Source organism: Bacillus sp. MT(2024), from assembly GCF_036362845.1.
In the GTDB taxonomy this organism is placed as follows: domain Bacteria; phylum Bacillota; class Bacilli; order Bacillales; family Bacillaceae; genus Bacillus; species Bacillus velezensis.
This window is the reverse complement of the sequence record NZ_CP143632.1, coordinates 2,323,606-2,346,960: the sequence shown is the minus strand read 5'-3', so window position 1 is coordinate 2,346,960 and position 23,355 is coordinate 2,323,606. Positions and strand designations below refer to the sequence as shown.

The following is a 23,355-nucleotide window of genomic DNA, read 5'->3' as shown; positions in this document are numbered from 1 at the left end:
TTTTGGGTAAGGGAGACAAACAAAAAGACCGTACACAGTTATCCTTAAGAACAGAAATAAGCAATCAAATGAAAGAATTGAATCGGCTTTTGCTGCAAGTGCTGCGGGTGACGCTGCGTTCAATGGGTCTGACCGGCGAAGCGCCGGCAGCTTCCTGTCTGCCTTTATATGAGCGCTGGCTGGAAGAAAGCATACGTCTTTTAGACAGCGATTTTAAAAGCGGTGAAACGGCCGCGGTGTGGGAAGAGTGGCATAAGAAGAAAAACGAATGGCTGAAAGATCCGGATATGAAAGCGCAGGCTCTGCTGGCGGATACCGTCATTCAAGCTTTGCCTGACATTTTAACAGGCAAAATAAAAGCCACTGACGTGATGTTTCCCGATTCTTCAATGGAGCTTGTTGAAGGAATCTATAAGCATAACATTCTCGCTGATTATTACAACGATGTGCTGGCAAATGAAGCGTGTATTTATGTGGAAAATGTAATTAAAAACAATCCTGAGGCAAACATCCGTCTGCTGGAGATCGGAGCGGGCACCGGCGGAACGAGCAGCACACTGTTTAAAAAGCTCCGCCCCTATCAAAACCATATTCAGGAATACTGTTATACCGACTTGTCAAAAGCTTTTTTAATGCATGCCGAAAAGGAATACGGCGCGGACAATCCGTATTTGACGTATCAGCTGTTTAATGTGGAGAAGCCTGCGGCGGGCCAGGGATTACATCTGAAAACCTACGATATCGCCATCGCCGCAAACGTGCTGCATGCTACCAAAAATATCCGGAAAACCTTACGGACCGCAAAAGCCGTATTGAAAAAAGACGGTTTGCTGCTCGTTAATGAACTGGGCGGGCATACGCCGTTTACACATGTTACATTCGGCTTATTAGAGGGCTGGTGGCTGTACGAAGATGAGGTGCTGCGGATTCCGGGGTGCCCCGGTCTTTATCCGGAAACATGGAAATCCGTTTTAATGGCTGAAGGCTTTCATTCCATTCAATTTCCGGCTGAAAACGAACGTCTGCACACCCAGCAGATTATCACAGCGAAAAGCAACGGAGTCATCAGGCAGAGCAGGGAAGCTTACACCGCGCAAAAGCGCCAATCAAACGTACCGCGAACATCCTCTGATCGTCAGCTCCCCATCAAACAAGCGGGAGAGGGGCTTTCGGAAAAGACAGCGGCTTTTCTGATAAGGGCTGCGGCAAAAGTATTAAAAATGCCGGCAGAAGAGATAAACCCGCTGGCTCCTCTGGATGAATACGGCATTGACTCTATTCTGATCGTTCAGCTGACGAATGAGCTGCGGGATCTCGTCCCTGATATCAGCAGCACGCTGTTTTTTGAATACCGGACGATAGAAGAGCTTGCCGCATACTTGGCTGAAACGAAGGAGCGCGAACTGCATGCGCGATTTTCAGAAGAACTCCCTCATACTGAAGCGGTATCATCCGGCTCTTTGCTTGAAAAAAGCACAGAGTATCTGAAACAGATCGTCAGCGTCATCTTAAAGATGCCGATTGAGGACGTTCAAGCCCATACGCCCCTTGAAGAATACGGAATCGATTCCATCTTAATCGTACAGCTGACCAACCGCGTGCGGGAAGACGTCCCTGATATCAGCAGCACATTGTTCTTCGAGTATCCGACAATCGGCGGATTAGCGGAATATCTCGTCAGCTCAAGACAGGAAGATATGGCTGGGATTTTCAAGACAAATAAAGAAGCCGAAAAGGTGCCGCACACTCTACAGAAAAAGCAAAGCCGCAAAAAAAGCGCCGGATTGACGAAGCGCCAAGCGGCATCTTTTTCTGAAAAAGCGCCGCCCGCTTCCGAACCGCCCTCAAAACACCTTGAAGTGGCCATTGTCGGTCTTGCCGGGAAGTATCCCGGAGCTGAAAATGTTAATGAGTTCTGGGAACGGTTAAAGACCGGTGAACACGGAATCACCGAAATTCCGAAAGACCGCTGGGATTGGCGGGACTACTATGATGAGACAAAAGGTAAGGAAGGCCGGATGTATACAAAGTGGGGCGGCTTTTTAACAGATATTGATAAATTTGATCCGCTGTTTTTTAAAATCTCCCCGAAAGAAGCGGAGCGCATGGACCCGCAGGAGAGACTGTTTCTGGAAACCGCTTATGCGGCCCTTGAGGATGCCGGATATACCCCTGATTCACTATGCGCCGGTAAAAAGGTTGGTGTCTTTGCAGGTGTCATGAACGGCAACTATCCGACAGGGGCCCACTACCACTTTATCCCGAACCGCGTATCCTATGTGTTTGATTTTCACGGTCCGAGCATCGCGGTCGATACCGCATGCTCCTCATCCTTAACCGCCATTCATCTCGCCGCAGAAAGCATCAGAACAGGTGCATCTGAATGCGCGATTGCCGGCGGCGTAAACCTGATTACAGATCCGGTTCATTATATCGGACTTTCTTCTATGAGAATGCTGTCGCCGTCAAACGCGTGCAAAGCGTTCGGTGATAAGGCTGACGGGTTTGTTGACGGAGAGGGCGTCGGCTGTATCGTGTTAAAGCCGTTGAAGAAGGCTGTTGAAGATCATGATCATATATACGGTGTCATTAAAGGAAGCGCTCTGAATGCCGGCGGCAAAACGAACGGGTTCACCGTTCCGAACCCGAATGCACAAGGGGAAGTGATCGCAGACGCGATGGAGAGGGCAGGGATTGATCCGAGAGCAATCAGCTATCTGGAAGCCCACGGCACCGGCACTTCCTTGGGAGACCCGATTGAAATCGCGGGGTTAACCAAGGCTTTCCGCCGCTATACGGATGCAAAGCAATTTTGTTCCATCGGTTCTGTTAAATCCAATATCGGACACCTGGAAAGTGCGGCGGGCATTGCTGCGGTCACCAAAATTCTTCTTCAGATGAAACACGGATATCTGGTGCCGTCGCTGCATTCAAAGCAGCTGAACCCGGAAATTGATTTTGAAACTTCTCCTTTTATCGTGCAGCAGGAAACGGCGGAATGGAGACGGCCGGTCATAGAAACTGAAGGAGTAACACGGGAATATCCGAGAATCGCGGGTACATCTTCTTTCGGAGCGGGCGGGGCAAATGCCCACCTGCTTATAGAAGAGTATGAACCGGCTGAAATGACTTCGGCGGACTCCGGCCGTCCGGCGCTTTTTGTTTTATCGGCAAAGGATAAAGACCGCTTGCGAGAGCAGGCTCTGTTGCTGTCGGATGCCGCCGGAAACGGAACAATTACAGATGCAAATCTGCTTGACGCGGCATTTACCCTTCAAGTCGGCAGAGTCCCGATGGAAGAACGGCTGGCGATGACAGCGGACTCTGTTTCTGAATTGGAACAGAAGCTGACTGCTTTTCTGAATAATGCCGGTTCCGTAAGCGGGGTGTTTACGGGCCGGAGTGATAGTGCTGTCACAGAAACGGAAGGCACAGTCAGTGATTGGATGGAAAAACGTCAATTTGGCAGTCTTTTGAATGCCTGGGTCCACGGGACGCCCGTCGATTGGGCATCTTTATATAAAGGCGCGCTGCCGCATCGTATCAGTCTGCCGTCTTATCCATTTGCAAAAGAAAGCTACTGGATGAAGCGGGAAGAACCAAAAACAGGAACAACTGAATATGTGCATCCTTTCCTGCATGAAAATACGTCAACCTTGGCGGAGCAAAGCTATCATACATCTTTTACAGGCCGGGAACACGTTTTTCAGGATGTGAGAGGGGAGCGGGTTCTGTCGGCAGCCGTTTATTTAGAAATGGCGCTTGCGGCTTATCATCATGCGACAGACAGCTCTGAAGAAAAAGAGATATGGATCCGAACGGCGGCATGGACTGATCCGATTACCGGCGGACATCACGGTGCGGGCGTCAATCTCTCCCTTCTGTCTGAAGACGAGGAAGGCATCCATTATGAAATATACAGTGATGAAGAGAAGTTGCATCATTATGGAATCATCGGTCAAGGGAACATACAGCCGTCCCGCATGCTTGATATTGCCTCCTTACAAAAAGACTGCCGCCCGCTGTCATTCGATTATGAAACAATAGGCACATCAGGTGTAACGATCATCAGTAAGGAGTTCCGCACCATTGAAAAGCTTTATGCGGGAGAAAATGCGATTTGGGCGAAGCTTGCTCTTACAGATGAAAGCGGCCGTAATCCGGGATATCATCTACCGCCGGAATTTCTGGACGCAGCTTTTCATGTCCTGGCAAAAACGGAGCCGTCAGTCCATATCGTGCCTGAAGCGGTTGAAGAACTGCGCGTCATGCGTCCGTGCTCATCCGGCATGTGGATGTATATGAATAAAAAGAATCAAACCGGCTGTGACATTCAATTTTGTGACGAAACCGGCATTGTATGCGCAGAAATCAAAGGGGTGAGAATGAGACAGCCGTCTCAGCAGGATCACGGGCAAGAGGAACACTCCGAGATGATGATATTTGAAGAAAGGTGGACGCAGCAGCCTCTGAAGAAATCCATTCATGAAGAGCTGAAAACGGTCATCTGTTTTCTTACGGGAGAAGCTGCCAGAAAACATGCTTATCGGTCTTTACAATCCCTTTATCCGGGAGCCGGCGTGTTTTTTATTTCACAGGGTGAGGAAACTCAAAAGCTTTCAAACACGCATTATCAAATTAAAATCACTGACGGACAAGCATATCAAGAAACGTTTCGGCATATTGAAACGGCTGCAGGCAAGGCGGATGCCGTTTTGTATGGATGGCCGCTTGAAGATGAAAAGGCCGTGAAAGACTATTCCATTCTGTATCATGTGATTCGCGCAGCGGCTTCTTTGCGTTCTAAACCGAGGCGAATCCTTCTTTCCGCTCAGTGCGGGACCGATACCGATATCAGTTACGCCGAGTCATGGATCGGGCTGGAACGGTCGCTGAAACTGATCCTGCCGGAGACGGATACGGCCGCGGTTTATTTTGGACAAAAAGGGCCGTTTGAAAAGCTGATCCGTAACGTATGTGAAGAGCTTCACAGCGAGTCGTTCCGCAGTGTCATGTACAGTGGGGAAATCCGTCACGTCATGGAAATGAAGCAGACGGATATTGCCCATGTCGAGAAGCGTGTGATAAAAAGCGGAAAAACGTACTTGATTACCGGCGGATGCGGAGGTTTAGGCTTATTATTCGCCGGATATTTTGCTGAAAAAGGACCGGTTACGCTCATTTTGACGGGGAGATCAGCGGCAGGCGGCCCGGTGATGAACAAGATAAAGAGATTGGAAGAATCAGGCGCCAAGGTGTTTTACGTGCAGGCGGATGCCGCAGATCAGGCTCAGATGGAGAAAGGTTTGCAAGAAGCGAAAGAGAAAGGATGCGGGCCGATTCACGGTGTCATTCACGCTGCAGGTCTTCAAGGCACTGAAAGCATTCTGGAGAAAGATCTGCAAACCTTTCAGCAAGTCTTATCGCCAAAAGCGGACGGCACAGCGGTGTTAGATCAGGTTCTGTCACGGGAGCCGCTTGACTTCTTCTGTTGTTTCTCTTCTTCTTCAGCGATTTTAGGAGACTTCGGTTCTTGTGACTACGCAATGGGGAACCGCTTCCAAATGGCTTTTGTCCGTCACCGGGATAAACTTGTGAGCCTCGGACTCAGAAGCGGCAAGTCACTTGCAATCAATTGGCCGCTTTGGAAAGAAGGGGGGATGCATGTCGGCACGGCGGAAAGCACCGATATGTATTTAAAATCAAGCGGACAGCGTTATTTATATACAAAGGAAGGACTCGAAGCTTTTGAAACATTGTTGGTCCAGCCGTCCAGCCAGTATCTCGTCCTGGCCGGTTTTCCGTCGAGGGCCAAACGCTTCCTGCAGATAGATCAAGGCAAACGGCCGAATTCGGGTTCTGTAAACAGGAACGTCCCGTTTTCAGGAAGGCGGAGTGAAATGAAAGGCTTTACACTGGAAGAATGCGTAAGCTGGGATGTGAAGGAACTGGCGGCGGGGCTTTTGAAAATAGACAAGAACAGACTGACGGACGCTGACAATCTGGCTGATTTCGGCTTTGATTCTATCAGTTTGGCGGAATTCGCCTCTTCTTTGTCCGCTCACTACGGAATTGAAGTGACACCGGCCCTGTTTTTCGGGCATTCTACACTGGAGAAGGTCGTCCGCTATTTTCTGACGGAACACAAGTCCGTCATGGAGCATGTCTATGAAGAAAAGAAACCTGAATCCGCAGATCAATCTGTCTCTGAAAAGGCAGGAACGGAAAAGAGAAAGAAGCAGAGGGGAAGAAATAAGCTGAACGCCGGAACCGAGGGCAGTCAGGCAGCTGATTCCATTGCCATTATCGGCATGAGCGGCCGATTTCCTCAGGCGCGCACGGCGGACGAGCTGTGGGACATTTTGTTTCAGGAAAAGGACGTTGTCGCACCGGTCGCAAAAAAAGGCTTCACAAGTTCAAAATGGAAACTCGGCGCTGTACCGGGGGCGGACGAATTCGACCCTTTATTTTTTGAAATATCGCCGAGGGAAGCTGAAACGATGGATCCGAAGCAGCGGCTTCTTCTTCAGGAAGCGTGGAGGGCCCTTGAGGACGCCGGCTACGGCGCCAGTCACATCAGGCAGCAGACGATCGGTATGTTTGTGGGTGCGGAAGAAGGAGATTATCACCTTTTAACACAGGACAAAGGCAATGTCACGTCTCATCATAACGGTATTTTGGCGGCGCGGCTGGCTTATCACTTGAATTTATCAGGTCCTGTGATGGCGATAAATACAGCATGTTCTTCGGGGCTCGTTTCTGTCCATCAGGCGGTATTAAGCCTGCAGAATAAAGAGTGCACAACAGCTGTTGCGGCCGGGGTGAATATCATGAATACCCCGGACTTTTTTGAAACGATAGATAAAGCCGGAATGCTGTCGGAAAACGGGAAATGCTTCGCGTTTGATAAAAGGGCTGACGGCATGGTTCCCGGGGAAGCTGCCGCGGCGGTTGTTCTGAAGCCGCTGAGAGAGGCGGAAGAAGATGGTGATCCGATTTACGGGGTGATTCGGGCGAGCGGCATCAATTATGATGGGAAAACAAACGGAATTACCGCTCCGAGCGGCGTCGCGCAGACCCGGCTGCTTACTTCCGTTTATGACCGGGGCCGTATCAACCCTGAAGATATCGAATATATCGTCACACACGGCACGGGGACAAAACTCGGTGATCCGGTGGAAATTAACGCGCTTTATGACGCATTTTCTGCCTATACAAACGAAGAAGCATTTTGCGCGCTCACATCAATTAAAACCAATATCGGCCACACGTTTGCCGCGTCAGGCATTGTCAGTTTGATCAGTCTTTTACAGGCATTCTCCCGTGAAATGATTCCCGCCAGTCTGCATTGCAGCGGGGAAAACCGCTATATCAACTGGGAGAAGAGTCCTTTTTATGTGAATAAAACGGGTAAACAGTGGCCTTCTCTGCCGGGTAAAAACCGAATGGGGGCAGTCAGCGCATTCGGGATGAGCGGAACAAACGCCCATGTCGTTATGGAAAGCTATAAGCGCAGCGCTTCACCTCATCCGGATGCCCCTGCTTATTTACTGACTTTATCAGCAAAAACAAAGGAGGCCCTTCAGGAAAAAATCGAAGATATGATCACTTGGGCGGAAAATGGCGGACTGAAAGAAAATGATCTAGCCCAGCTCAGCTATACATTGCTAAAAGGACGGCATCACTTTAACCATCGCGCCGCCATCGTGGTTCAAGATGCTGATGACGCAGTGTATGTATGGAAGCAGGCAAAGCTTAATGAACATCATCCTTATGTGTTTTCGGGAAAAGTACCGCAGCACTTTGCAGGCCGACAGCATATTCAGGAGCACATAATAGAAGTGCTCGGCAAGTGCAGCGCCTCATATTCTGACCATAGAAAATATCAGGAACTGTTATGCGTGCTGGCAGATTTTTATTGTCAAGGTTATGAAATCGAAGGGGACTTGCTTTATGGCGGACCTTTGCCGCGAATCGGCAATCTGCCGGGCTACCCGTTTGCCAGGCAGACGTATTGGGCGTCCGATTGTCTTCAGGGAGAGCTTGAAAGCCGGAATTCAGCTGAACGTGAAAAGCTTCACCCGCTGATCCATGCGAATACGTCGACCTTTACCGCCCAGCGCTTTACTTCTGTTTTTTCGGGGCATGAACCGTTTTTTGCTGATCATATCGTCAATGGAAAACCGGTGCTTCCGGGCGCGGCTGCTTTAGAAATGGCCCGGGCCGCCGTTACGCTTGCCGCTGAAGACTTGCCGGGCGGGAAAGCGGGTGTCCGGCTCAAACAGATCGTTTGGCTCCGTCCGGTGACGGTGCTTTCTGAGGGAGTGACGCTTCATGTAAAGCTTCAGCCGGAAGAAAACGGAGACATCGCTTTTGAAGCGTATGCCGAAGGGGAAGAGCCGCTTGTCTTTTTCCAGGGAAAGGCCGTGCTCGAAGAGACGGAGCGTGCTCCGGTACTCGATGTGGAGGCGGTTCAGGCGCGCTGCGGCGGCCGGCGCATGTCAAAGGCTGAGTGCTATGAAGCATTCGACAGTCTCGGCATCACCTACGGACCGTCTCATCAGGCGCTTGACGCCGTCTACGCCGGAAGCGGAGAAGTGCTCGCGAAGCTCACTCTTCCGCCGTCCGCCCGCGAAGAAAAGGAGCCGTTCATCCTGCATCCGAGCATGCTGGACGCCGCCCTTCAGGCTTCTATCGGTCTCGTGCTCTCAGACGGTTCCGCGTCCGGACGGCCGTTTCTGCCGTTTGCCCTCCGGGATATGCAGGTGTTTTCTGCGTGCCGGGAGACGATGTGGGCGATGCTTTCCTCAGCGGACGGCGCCTATCATATTGAGCTGTGTGATGAAAACGGCGAGGTATGTGTCCGATTGACGGGGCTCACCGCCCGTTTTCTGGAGGAGGAAACGGAGGGAAAACCGCTCTTGCTTCAGCCAAAGTGGCAGGAATCACCGCCGGATGAAGGCGGCGGACAAGAAGAGTCTTTCAGATACGTAACGCTGTATGGCGGAATGAACGCTGAAGACATAAGCGGCGCCGTATGTGCGGCTGACGGCGAAGATCCGATTGAAGACCGTTATGACGCCTGCACGGCGGAGCTGTCAGCGATCGTCAAGCGTCTTATCAAAGAAAAACAGAAGGAAAAAACGCTGATCCAGCTTCTTGTCCCCGACAGGGGGGAAGACAATGTATTGGCGGGGCTGGCCGCTTTTCTGAAAACGGCTCACCTTGAACATCCGAAGCTGTACGGCCAAGTCATCCAAGCCGATCCGGACGAGTCAGCATCAGCGCTTCTTGCCAAGCTGAAAGAAAACCGGGCGCATCCTGAACAAGCGGAAATCCGTTATGAAGGCGGCAAACGTTTCGTCAGAAACTGGCGTCACCTGCCGGCCTCTCAAAGCGGCGCCGTTCCGTGGAAAGACGAAGGGGTTTACCTCCTTACCGGGGGAGCGGGCGGCATCGGGCTGATTTTCGCTGAAGAAATAGCCTCCCGCGTCAAAAATGCCGTCCTCGTATTAACGGGGAGGGCGGAAGCGCTAGATGAAGAGCGCTCCGCCCGCTTACGGCGCTTGGAAGCGACGGGTGCCCGCGTACTGTATCAACCGGTTGATGTGACAGACAGGGCCGCGGTCATCGCCCTCGTCCGCGGCATACAGGAGGAGCACGGAACACTCGACGGGATCATTCACGGCGCCGGCGTGATCGCCGACAATTACATTCTGAACCAGACAGAAAACGAACGGAAGACTGTCATGGCGCCGAAAGTGAAAGGGCTTATCAATCTTGATGAAGCAGCGAAAGATGTGCGGCTGGACTTTTTCATCCTGTTTTCTTCCTTGGCGGGAGGCATGGGAAATCCGGGGCAGGCCGGTTATGCGGCAGCCAACGCATTTATGGATGTTTATGCAGCCCGCCGAAATCGTCTCGTGCGGGACAACAATCGGAGCGGGCAGACTCTGTCCGTCAACTGGCCGCTTTGGGAAGAAGGCGGTATGCGTGTGGACAAAGAGACAGAACGGCTGATGTATGAACAGACCGGAATGAAAGCCATGCGATCGGCATCAGGCATCCAGGCGCTTTATGCCGCTTTTGCCTCCGGAGCACACCAGGTCATGGTGGCAGAAGGCGACGAGAAACGGATTCGCAGCCATATTTTCGATCTGGGCGAAGAACAAAGCGCCGCCGGACAAGCTCCGGCAGAGACAGATGCAACAGATCTGAAAGATCGGGTTCAAGAGAAACTAAAGAGGCATGTATCAGATCTTTTAAAGGTAAGCATGAAAGATATTGAGGCTGACAGCGAACTGACGGAATACGGATTTGATTCGATCATCTTCACTGAATTTACAAATCTATTAAATCGGTCTTATCAGCTTGAGCTCAGCCCGACTATCTTCTTTGAATTTCCGACATTGCGCAAACTGAGCGGCCATTTGATATCTGAATGGAAAGAAGCATTCAGCGGCTTAGAAAGAGAGCGTTTAAAAACCGCTCCAAAAGCCGGAATAAGAAAAGCTGAAGCTCCGGCGGCCGTTCATGTCAAGTGGGAAACGCCCGTATCCGTAAAAGGAAAATCAGAAGAAAAAACCGAACCGATAGCCATTATCGGAATCAGCGGTATTTTTCCGCAAGCGAAAGACATAGATGAATTCTGGACACGTTTATCAAAAGGAGAGCATTGCATCACAGAAATTCCCCGGGATCGCTGGGATTGGCGCGAATATGACGGCGATCCGGCAGCGGCTGCAAATAAAACGTCAATTAAATGGGGCGGTTTTATAGATGGAATCGCCGGGTTTGACCCGCTGTTTTTCGGGATATCTCCGAAAGAAGCTGAAATGATGGATCCTCAGCAGCGCCTATTAATGATGTATGTGTGGAAAGCCATTGAAGACGCGGGGTACTCAGCAAAACGGATTGCCGGAACAAAAACCGGCATTTTCACCGGCACATTGGGAAGCGGATATCAAACCTTAATCAATAAGGCGGGTCTTCCTGTCGAGGGGTATACGATGACCGGAATCGTGCCGTCCGTCGGGCCGAACCGGATGAGTTATTTTCTTGATATCCACGGGCCGAGCGAGCCGGTAGAAACCGCTTGTTCAAGCTCTTTAGTCGCCATTCACCGCGCGGTAAAAGCCATTGAAACGGGAGATTGTGATATGGCGGTCGCAGGGGGCGTCAACACGATCGTCACGCCTGAAGGCCATATCGGTTTTCAAAAAGCAGGCATGCTCAGTGAAGACGGACGCTGCAAAACATTTTCTGATCAGGCTGACGGTTATGTCAGAGGAGAGGGTGCCGGCATGATTGTCTTGAAAAAGCTTTCAGAGGCTGAGCATGACAGGGATCACATCTACGGCCTCATCCGCGGTACAGCGGAAAATCACGGCGGACGCTCAGCGTCACTTACCGCGCCGAACCCGCAGGCTCAGACGGATGTGCTGAAAAGCGCTTATCAAAAAGCCGGTATTCACCCGTCAACGATCACTTATATAGAAGCGCACGGAACAGGTACGGCGCTCGGAGATCCGATTGAAATCAATGCATTGAAAAAAGCTTTCCAAACAGACGGGGCTCCGGGCGGATATTGCGGGATAGGCTCAGTGAAGACAAATATCGGACATTTGGAGCTCGCAGCAGGTATTGCGGGCGTTATCAAAGTATTGATGCAGCTGAAACATCGGACGCTCGCCAAAAGTCTGCATTGCGAGAACATCAATCCCCATATCAAATTGAAGGACAGCCCGTTTTACATTGTGACAGAAACAAAGGAGTGGGAAGCGCTGCGTGATGAAAACGGCCGGGTCCTTCCCCGCCGGGCGGGTGTAAGCTCATTCGGTTTCGGAGGTGTCAATGCGCATATCGTTATTGAAGAATACATGGACAAAAGTGAGACGGAACAGCCGGAAACCCGTGAGAAAGCGTCATCTCTTTTTGTTTTGTCGGCTAAAAATGAAGAGCGGCTGAAAGAAAGAGCGCGTCTCCTTCGGGATTTTATCCAAAACGGATCAACCCGCCATATCGATCTTGCAGATGTTGCATACACACTGCAGACCGGACGGGACGCAATGGAAGCGAGGCTGGGAATCATTGCAGGCTCCGCAGAGGAACTGACTGAAAAACTGAACGCGTTTCTGACGGAAAAAAACAGCGAAGATATCATCAGCGGGCGCAAAAAACGCGAGAATAACACGATCTCCATGTTCTCAGAAGATGAAGACGCTGCTGACCTCGTCAGCGCCTGGATTGAGAAAAAGAAATACAATAAAGTGTTGCGGCTCTGGGCAAACGGATTTGACACAGATTGGGAGCAGCTGTATACGGACAGTAAGCCGCGCCGCATCAGCCTGCCCTCCTATCCGTTCAGAGCCGACCGCTATTGGGTGCCGAAACGGGAGCAGCTGCCGCTTTCGAATCAAAAAACAGTAGTATTGCAGAAAACATGGGAGCCTTGCGAGGCAGTGTCTTCATCCGAGCCATTCAGCAAAATAGCGCTCATCGTTTCCGAGGATACAAAAGACCTTGCCGCCGAGGTGAAAAAACAGCTGAATGATGCTGACATTGTGCAGGAAAATCAGCTCATCTCTTTCTTACAGGATCCGAATGCGGCCATCTATTCCGGGTTTATTGACTTCACCGGCTGCGGCTCCCGGCAAAAGCGGCAGGACATCAGCTGGGTGGCATCGCTGCAGCAGCTGATTGAATACGGCCGCGGAAAAGAAAACATGAAAATGCTTTATCTTACAAAAGGCCTTGAATCCTTCAAAAATAAGGCGGCCGCTATGCATGGTATCGAGAAAGCGGGGCTTTATCGCATGCTGCGGCATGAATACAGCCATATTCTCACCTGTCACGCCGATATTGATCCTGAAGAGCCGCTGGAGCAGACAGCCGCTTTTATTAAACAAGAAATTGAATCAGACTTAACGGAGTCTGCTGTTTGCTACAGGGACGGCATGCGCTTCAGCTATGTTCTTCGGCAGACTGATCAGATTGAACCAGAAGCCGTGCAAACAGACCGGACTGTGTTTCCAAAAGACGCCGTTCTGATGATAACCGGAGGAACGCGCGGACTCGGCGCTTTATGCGCCAAGCATTTCGTTTCCGCATACGGTGTGAAGAAACTGCTTCTGACAGGCAGAAAGGAGCTGCCGCCGAAAACCGAGTGGGATCTTGAGCAAACAGACCCTGTCATTTCGGAAAAAATACAGTTAATCCGGCAACTGGAATCACAGGGCGTAAAAGTGTGCGTCTCAGCAGTTGATCTGACGGATAAGCAGGCCGTCGGACGGCTTATAAAAGAGGTAACCACAACGCTCGGACCTGTCGGAGGCATTTTGCATTGCGCGGGAATTGCGGACCGTGAAAACCCTGCTTTTCTCCGCAAATCCAAAGACAGTATCGCGCGGGTGCTCGCACCGAAAGCAGACGGCCTTCACAGTCTGTATGAGAGTGTAAAGGATGATGCGCCGGCATTTTTCGTCCTGTTTTCATCTGTCTCGGCAGCCGTCCCGATTCTTGCGGCGGGTCAGAGCGATTATGCGATGGCAAATTCTTATATGGACTATTTTGCAGAAAACAATGAGAGCGGCATCATGAGCATACAATGGCCGGCATGGGATGAGACGGGCATGAGCAGGGATACAAAAAGCGGGGTGTATCAGCAAACGGGATTGCTGCGGCACTCTGACGCGGAAGGTCTCAAGATGCTTGATTACATTTTAAGAGAAAGACCCGGAACCGTCGTGCTGCCGGCACAAGTGAAACATGATTGGGACATCAAAGCGCTTGAAAACGCCAAGCCAGCCGCCCATAAAGGAATGAGAACAGCTTCCAAACCTCCTGAAACAAAAAAACGGGTCCATAACCGGATTGATATTAAATCTTGGCTGAAGACGCTTTTGGCAAAAGAGCTGAGTATCGATGAAACGCATATGGATATCGATGTGCCTTTTCAGGAATACGGAATGGATTCTATCTTTCTGGCGCAAGTGCTGACAAAGATCGATCAAAAACTGCCGTCCGTTTCAATTGATCCGACTGTCCTTCTGGAACACCCTACCATAGAACAGCTCGCGGATTATTTAGCCGCACATTGTCTGGAAGCTTTTTCGGCAGATGCAGCGGTTCCCGCGGAGAAGATCCCTTTGCAGAAGACGCCGAAACAGAGCAAAAAAACGGCAGATAAGCCCGGGAAACGGGGAAAGGTTGCGATCATCGGCATGGCCTGTCATTTTCCGAAAGCGGGGGATATAAAAGAATTTTGGAAGAATCTCCGCAGCGGAACGGATGCGGTCACTGAAGTTCCGCCGGACAGATGGAACGCCGGGGAACACTATCAGCCGGGTGAATATCAAGAAGGAAAAAGCATCAGTAAATGGGGCGGTTTTATTCACGATATTGATCAATTTGACCCGGAGTATTTTAATATTTCAGAAACGCTGGCACCGATGATAGACCCGCTGCAAAGGCAGTGGCTCGAAGTGAGTGCGGAAGCTTTGGCCGATGCCGGTTATCAAAAAGAGGATCTCTGGGGCCGCCGTATCGGCGTTTTTGCCGGTGCAAGGGCAGGTGCGTTTCATCAGAAATTTCAATATTTGCAAAAAGACGCGATTATTGGTGCGGGGCAAAATTTTATTACCGCACATATGGCGCACATTTATAACTTTACAGGGCCCAACCTGGTCGTGGATACGGCCTGCTCCAGTTCGCTTACGGCAATTCATTTGGCCGTGCAGGCTATTCAAAATGGAGAAGCGGAGGCGGCCTTTGCGGGCGGGGTTGACATTTTGCTTGATGAAAAACCTTTTCTCACAATGAGCGCGGCGAGAATCTTATCGCCAAATGGCCGTTCAAAATCTTTCGATGCCGATGCGGACGGAACAGGAATCGGAGAGGGCTGCGGTGTGCTGATGCTGAAGCCGCTCGAAAAAGCGATAGAAGACGAAGATAAAATATACGGCGTTATTGACGGCTCTGCGATAAATAATGACGGCAGCACAATGGGGGTGACGACGCCGAATCCCCGGGCGCAGCAGGACTTGATTGAGCAGGCGGTTCAATCAGCGGAAATCGAGCCGGACACCATGACATACGTAGAGATGCACGGAACCGGTACTTTGATCGGCGACCCGATTGAATTAAAAGGATTAACCAATGTCTTGTCTGCTTATTCCGATGAAAAGCAATTTTGCGGTGTAGGGAGCGTCAAAAGCAATATCGGCCACTTGCTGAGTGCGGCGGGCGCGGCGGGAATCATCAAAGTTTTGCTGGCGATTGCCAATGAAGAACTCCCGCCGACTTTGCATTGCCATAAACCGAACCCCCGCTTTCAATTTCATGATTCGCCGCTTTATCCTGTGCTTGAGCTGAAGCGGTGGGACGGAAAAAAAGAGATACTCAGGGCCGGCGTCAGCGCGTTCGGTTTGGGCGGGAATAACGCCCATATCATTGTCAGCAACGAAGGAATTCCGAGAGAACGAAAAGCGACCATGGAACCGAAAGGCGGCCAGACAGTATACCGAAAACAGCGGTATTGGCCTGAAAAAGCACAGTTGTCCGAAGCGGAAGAAAATGAGGCGGGCACAGAAGCAATGTTTGAAATAAGCGAGGTGTGATAGATTGGCAGTTGCCACCGATCAAGTCAAAACGTTCCTGCAGAAAATCAGCCATTCGAATTATATCGTCCGGGATCATCGCGTTCATCAAATCCGCGTCCTCCCGGGCGTGACTTTAATAGATATGCTGTATCGGCTCGCCGCCGGGTATCTCGGTGAAAGGCCTATAGAATTAAGACAGATTATTTTTAAGCAGCCTGTTGTAACATCTGAAGAGTTTGATAAACACCTGTATGTCACCTTTACGCCGGCGAGTGACAGCTGGAAAGTTGAGATCACAAGCGAAAAAGCAAAAAACGGCACACCGCTTGGCGGAAAACGGGATGAGAATATGGAATGTCAGCTTTATTTGCAAAAAGACACGCCCCGGGCAAAAGAACTGAATATTGAAGCATTCATGAAAAACGCAAGCCGAAAATGGGACATGCATGACATTTACGGAATTGCAAGAAGAAGCCATATTGAGCATGGCGAGTTTATGAAAAATGAAGGGGCTGTTTATCAGCTTCAGGATAAAGAAGAATTAATGGAGCTCACTCTGAGTGATTTGGCTGAAGGATTCCGGGAGAAATTTAAGGCGCATCCGGCTTTTTTAGATGCGTCCACCCTTGCCGGCTCTTCCTTTGCATTGTCGGCCCAAAAGCAGAATGACACACCTTATATTCCTTTTATGATCAATCGTTTTTGCATACATCAGCCGTTTCCGAAAACGATTTACACTTATTCTGCGAAAAACAGCCGCACTGAAAGCGGCGCATCAGATAGCGAACCTGATTTTTATTCGGCCGATTTCACGATTTACGACAGGGCAGGGAACGTATTGGCCGAATGTGAGAAACTGACAGTAAAAAGGGTCAGACAAGCGAATATGATTACCCATCTGATAGACAAAGAGAAGCCGCCTCAGCAGAACAGAAGCGGCCGTGGAGAGCCCGAAAGTCCTGTGGCCGCAGAAGACGTGTCTGAACAGCAAACGCCGGAACAAAACATGGTGACTTACATAAAGTCGGAAATCGCCAGGCTGATCAATCGTCCGGCACAGGCTATTGATGTGCGGAAAGGCTTTTATGATATGGGGCTTGACTCGGCGCATTTGCTGAAGCTTGTAAAGATATTAGAGCAGACTTTTCAGCAGCAGTTTTATCCGACACTGCTTTTTGAATATTCATCTGTCCGCCGCCTTGCGGATTACCTTATCAATGAAGCGGGCTGTGTGCTGAAAGATTCGGCCGAAGAACGGCATACATCAGACGCTGACACTGCTGATGAGGTTCTGTTTTTTGAACCCGCCTGGAAAGATCATCCGCTGGAAACGGCGGTGCAGAACGGGCAAAAACACACCCGTCATCTCATTATCGCTGCCGATGCAGGAGCCCGTCTCACCGGTGAACTCGGCACATATTGCCCGGAAGCGGAAGTGATAGAACTGAAAAGGGAGCATGAGGTTGCAGATGAGCAGTTTGAAGCAGATGCCGAGCGCATATTTCGTATGCTCAAACGGGAACTGACAGACCATCCGAAAGAACATACATTGATTCAGCTTGTATGCGCCGTTGAGAATGGAGCGGCATTGTCTTCCGCTCTCGGGGCTATGCTGAAAACGGCCCATCTGGAAAATCCGGCTCTTCGCACTCAGGTGATCACCTTCTGTGACAAGAATGAGAGATTGCCAAGTGAGACGGCCGCAATCATTAGAACAGAAGCAGACTGCTCTCATGCAGGCTGCACAGACATTCGGTATAAAGACAATATGCGGCAGATCAGATTGTTCGAACGTATTGAGAAACCGGACGGACAGACACAGTCTCCTTGGAAACAAAACGGCGTATATGTCATTACAGGAGGCCTCGGCGGTCTTGGATTTCTGCTTGCCCGTCACCTTGCAGAAAAAGAAAAGGTGAAGCTCGCACTCATCGGCCGTTCGCCGGAACAGTCTGAGAAGATCAGCAGACTGAAAGCATTGGGAGCAGAAGTTCTTTATGTTCAAGCGGACATCGGCAGCAAAGCCGAAACAGAGCGGGCATTTGCTCAGATTACAGAAACTTTCGGCCGGCTGACGGGCATTTTTCATTGCGCCGGTGTTTTAAAAGATCAATTTATCATCCAAAAAGACAGTTCTGACTTGAAGCGGGTGTTCCTGCCGAAAATCAGCGGCCTGATTCATGCGGACGAAGCTTCACGGCATGAACCGCTTGAATTTTTCGCCGCATTTTCCTCATTCTCGGCGTTGACCGGAAATGCGGGCCAGACAGATTATGCCGCAGCGAACGCTTTTATGGATGAATATATGAAATATCGCGATTGCAAAGCGGAAAAAGGCGAACGGACCGGGGCTTCTATGACGATCAACTGGCCGCTTTGGGAAGATGGCGGCATGCAGGTTGACAGTTTGATGAAAGAGATCATGAATGATGCAACCGGCACCAGCCCGCTTCCGGCCGGGGAAGGGATGGCTTCACTAGAATATATGCTGCGTCTCGGCAAGCTGCAATCCGTTATTTTATACGGGAAGGAGCCCGCTGTAACTGAAAGCATGGCCCGATTGGTTCCGATGGCAGACAAGAACCGCTCTTCATTATCCCATGCAGCTGTCAAGAGAAGAAGCCGAAAACAAGAGAGACATACAGAAGAGCACGATATTGCCGTAATCGGATTGGCGGGAAGATATCCGCAGGCGGGAAGCATCGATGAATTTTACCAAAATCTGCGCTCAGGTAAAGACTGTATCACAACAATGCCGAAAGACAGATGGAAAGGTTATCCTTTCTCATATGAAGCAGATCAGTTCTACCGTTACGGAGGATTTTTAGATCGCATAGACAGCTTTGATCCGCTGTTTTTCAATCTGACTCCGCGCCAGGCTGAAATGATGGACCCGCAGGCGCGGCTGTTTTTAGAGACGGCTTGGGAAGCTTGTGAAGATGCCGGTTTTTATCAGGACAGAACGGCGCGCGGGCCATCTTCACAAAAAAGAAAACGCGTCGGGGTATTCGCAGGTGTGTTTTGGAGCCATTATGAGCTGTTCGGCGCTGAAATCACACAGCGGGGCACACTGCTGTCTATGGGCGTGACGCCTGCCTCTGTTCCGAATATCGTGTCTCACTGCCTGAACTTTACAGGGCCGTCAATGGCTGTTGATACGATGTGCTCTTCTTCGCTCACATCCATACATTTGGCATGTGAAAGCATTAAAAGGGGGGAGTGCGAATTCGCCATTGCCGGCGGTGTTAATGCGGTCACACATCCGCATAAATATGCGTTTTTGGCGAATGCCGGATTTCTGTCTTCAGAAGGCGTCTGCAAAAGCTTCGCCGACGGCGGTGACGGCTATGTGCCGGGAGAAGGCGTCGGCGCCGTGTTGCTGACAACCGTTCAAGAAGCGGAAAAGATGGGCTGTCCGATATATGGCGTCATAAAAGGCTCCGCTTTAAACCATGTCGGAAAAACATCCGGTTTGACCGTGCCTGATCCGGCATCACAGGCGGAAGTCATTACAGATTCCTTTCAGAGTGCCGGCATTGATCCGGAGACATTGAGTTATATTGAAGCTCACGGAACGGGTACGTCTCTGGGTGATCCGATTGAAATTGAAGGGCTGAGCCGCGCTTTCCGCAAATGGACAAACAAGAAGCGGTTTTGCGCCATCGGCTCTGCCAAATCAAATATCGGCCATTTAGAAGGAGCCGCCGGAATCGCCGGATTAACAAAGGTGCTTTTGCAGCTGAAGCATGGAGAAATCTTTCCGTCATTGCACGCGGACACGCTGAATCCCCATATTCCATTTCCGGATACGCCGTTTTATGTGGCGGACCGGCTGGAAGAATGGGAACGGCCGTCACATTCTGACCAGCCGAGAAGAGCGGGTTTAAGTTCTTTTGGCGCCAGCGGGAGCAATGCCCATTTTGTCATAGAAGAATATCTGCCGCCGCAGGCTGAAAAGAAATCGGTGAATATACGGGAAGACGAGCCGGTTCTGTTTCTGCTTTCGGCAAAAAATGAAGAACGGCTATTGGAATATGTCAAACGGTATGCCCGCTTTTTACGGGAAAAAGAAGTCAACCTTAAAGACCTGGCCTACACGCTTCAAGCTGGCAGAGAAGCGATGCCTGAACGGCTGGCATTGATCGTTACATCCGTTTGCGGCCTGCAAGCGAAACTGAAGGATGTACTTGAACGAAAAACGGAAATTGAAGGGTGTTTCCGCGGACGTGCTCAAGATGATATTTCAACAAGTGGAATGGCCGAACTTTTGAAAAACAAGCAATATTCCAGATTGCTCACTGAGTGGGCAAAAGGAGCCGCCGTTGACTGGAACCAGTTATACGAAGGAGAGAAGCCGAAACGGGTCAGCCTTCCTGTATATCCGTTCGCGAAGGAGCGGTATTGGGTGCCTGTGCCTGCGGATATCCGGAAACAGACAGACGAACCGGCGGAAAACCAAAAGATCATTCTTCAAAAAGACTGGAAGCAGCAAGATCCGGCGGAGTCTGAAGCCTTATCAGGAACAGTAATGATACTTGCAACTGATAAGACGAGCCGATTGGCCGATGCTCTATTTAAAGGAAACGGCCATATTGAAACGATCTGCATCATCCATCAGGCAAAAGACGGCGCCGATTATTACGCTGCCGCATCGGGGCGAAACCTTTACGGCAGAGTGCGGGAGTCTCTTCAAAACAAACAGATACTCGGGGTCGTCGACATAACCGCATATGATGCGGAATATGAACGGCGGGAAGAGATAGAACACGGAAAGCTTGCCTTTTTACAGCAGGCTCTTGAATCATTCCATCATAGCGGCGCTGTGTTCAGCCAAGTGACGCACCGCCTCCAGCCTTTCAAGGAAAGTAAACCTCTGATGCAAGGGGCGAAAACGGCGGGGCTGTACCGGATGCTGGGCGCTGAGTATGCCAACATTCATTCTTTTACGATAGATAGCGATTGTGCGATTGAGCATACAGAAGAATTAAGCAGACAGATTGAGACTGAATTTTTACAGCCGCGGGCCAAAAGCGGCAGTGAATGCTGCTACAGGCTGAATCGCCGTTATGTGCCGTTTCTGAAGCAGGGTACGAATGTGTCTGCGGCGCCTGAGCTTTCCTATTCGTCTGATGATGTGCTGTTAATAACGGGCGGATCGCGCGGGATCGGCGCAATTGCGGCGGATCATGCCGTTTCACGCGGATGCAGGAAACTGGTCATCATGGGGCGGGAGCCGCTTCCCGATTCCTCAGAGTGGGCAGACATGAAAAAGGACGGCATTCTCCCGGAAAAAGCCGAGCGGATGCAGAGGTTAGCCGAGCGGGGCGCGGAGATCTGTTATTACAGCGTTTCTCTTACGGATCAAAAGGGGCTCCGGAACATGACGGACAGCATCCGCGGCACGATGGGACCGATTACCGGCGTTTTTCATTGCGCAGGTGCAATGGGAGAACACCCCGCTTTTTATAACAAAACCGAAACTGAAATCGAAAGCGTTTGCACGCCGAAAGTAACTGGGCTTTGCGGTCTCTATGAAGCCGTTCAGAATGAGCCGCTGTCGTTTTTTATTTTGTTCTCATCCGTTTCGGGTCTGATTCCTTCGCTTGCTGCGGGGCAAAGTGACTACGCGATGGCTAATTCATTTATGGACTCTTTTGCAAATCATCAGGCAGGTAAAGGAAACGTGTTTGTTAAAGCCGTTCAATGGCCCGTCTGGAAAGAAACCGGCATGGCTGAAGGCCTGCCGGAAACACCTGCTTATCAAAAATCAGGACTTTCCAGGCTGTCTGCCGAAGACGGACTGAAGTTTTTAGATTACATCATATTAAACGGACAAAGCTGCGGAATTCCGTGTGTTCCCGAAGACAGTAAGGCTGATTTTGGTGATCTTCTGAAGGTGAAGAAAACTGAAGCGCCCATGAAAAAAAGCACTGCCGGTGACCAAAAGGTGAAGGATATGATTCGTCAATGGGTGCGCACCGTTTTCAGCGAAGAACTGAAAATGACGGATGAGCAGATAAAAGATGATATGCCGTTTGATGAATACGGGATTGACTCAATACTCTTTGCGGAATTGGTTCAATCATTGCAAAAACGGATCAGCATAAAGTTAACACCGTCCTTAATGCTTCAATATCAAACGATTACAGAAATGGTTGACTATTTCGCAGCGCATCATGAAACCGATTTTGTGACAAAAGAAAATGGTTTCGTTCAAGACATGGACGTCCAGCCTGATGTAACCGCCGCCGCTGAAGAGAGAACATCCATGAAGCCGAAAGCGGATACCGAAGACGATATTGCCGTCGTCGGCATGTCCTGCCGTTTTCCGGGGGCGGGCGGAACGGATGCTTTTTGGGAGCTGCTGATGAAAGGGAACACCGCCATCCGGCCTGTCCCCGCATCGCGCTGGCATGCAACAGCACATGCAAAGGATTATGCGGGGTGGATTGATGATATCGACATGTTTGATGCGGGCTTTTTCGGCATCTCTGAAAAAGACGCGGCAATTATGGACCCGCAGGCGCGGATCATATTAGAAGAAGCGGTTCATTCCGTTTATGATGCCGGGTACGGACAAAAGGATTTGTCGGGCCGGAAAGTCGGCGTATACATCGGCGGCAGGGCGCAGCCTTCAGCCGGTATGGAACATATCCTGCAGGCGCCTAATCCGATTTTGGGGGCGGGGCAAAACTATTTGGCGGCCAACATTTCACGATTTTTTAATGTCACAGGGCCGAGCCTTGTCGTGGATACAGCATGTTCCTCAGGGCTGATCGGGCTGTCCTTTGCAAAAGACGCCCTTTTGGCCGGAAGGATTGACGCGGCCTTAGTCGGTTCGGTGAGTCTGCTCTTATCTCCATCCGCGCACCGGTTATTCGGAGCGCGCCATATTTTAAATGAGAACGGTGTGTTTCATATATTCGACCGTGAATCAGCGGGAGAAGTGCTCGGAGAAGGAGCGGGGGCGGTTTTTATCAAGCGATTGAGCGATGCGGTGCGGGACGGAGACCGTATTTACGGCGTCATAAAAGCCGTCTCGGTAAACAATGACGGCCGGACGCTCGGTCCCGGTTCACCGAATATAAGGGCGCAGAGAGACGTCATTCAAACTGCGCTTAATATGGCGGAAAAGTCGCCCGAAGACATCGGATATATAGAAGTGAACGGAGGCGGTTCCCCAATCGTTGATTCGGTGGAAATCAAGGCGCTCTCAGATGTCTATCAGCTGAACCGGAAAACGCTTCTGCCCTGCCGGATCGGATCAGTGAAACCGAATGTAGGGCATTTGCTTCTGTCTTCAGGTCTTGCGGGCTTCATCCGATGTGTGCTGAGCGTCTATCATAAGCGGATTCCGCCTTTCTTATCAGCGCGTGAGCCATTTGAACATTATGACTTTGAAGCGTCGCGTATTCATTTTAATCGTGAACCCGTTGATTGGCATTCAGAGAAGAAACCCCGCGTCGCAGCTCAGAGTTCATTTCCTGACGGCGGGACAAATGCTCATATCCTCGTTGAAGAATACAGAGGTGAAAGGCAGCGGGAATATCACCGGGCGCCCCAGCCGCCGGAATTCAGAAAAAAACACTACCCGCTTTTGGGCGGCTGGAACAGCACGGAAAGTGAACCGGAAAAAACAAGTAATGAAAAAACGGACATTGCGGATCTTTTAAAGAAATATGAGAAAAAAGCAGAGACAAGCACTGCACCTGCAGACTCGTTTTGGCAGGTGACAACGTGACGTTTTTAAAAGGGG

General features: G+C 50.5%; 2 protein-coding genes. Both read left to right on the top strand.

What is annotated here, in order from left to right; genetic code table 11:
• Positions 1 to 2 precede the first annotated feature (2 nt).
• Positions 3 to 15,617, top strand: coding sequence for an SDR family NAD(P)-dependent oxidoreductase (locus VP472_RS11400; RefSeq protein WP_153986672.1), 15,615 nt, complete (start codon positions 3 to 5; stop codon positions 15,615 to 15,617).
• A gap of 4 nt (positions 15,618 to 15,621) precedes the next feature.
• Positions 15,622 to 23,340 carry an SDR family NAD(P)-dependent oxidoreductase gene (locus VP472_RS11395; RefSeq protein ID WP_146277137.1) on the top strand — a complete coding sequence of 2,573 codons (7,719 nt, stop codon included), beginning with the start codon at positions 15,622 to 15,624 and terminating at the stop codon, positions 23,338 to 23,340.
• Positions 23,341 to 23,355: the final 15 nt, after the last annotated feature.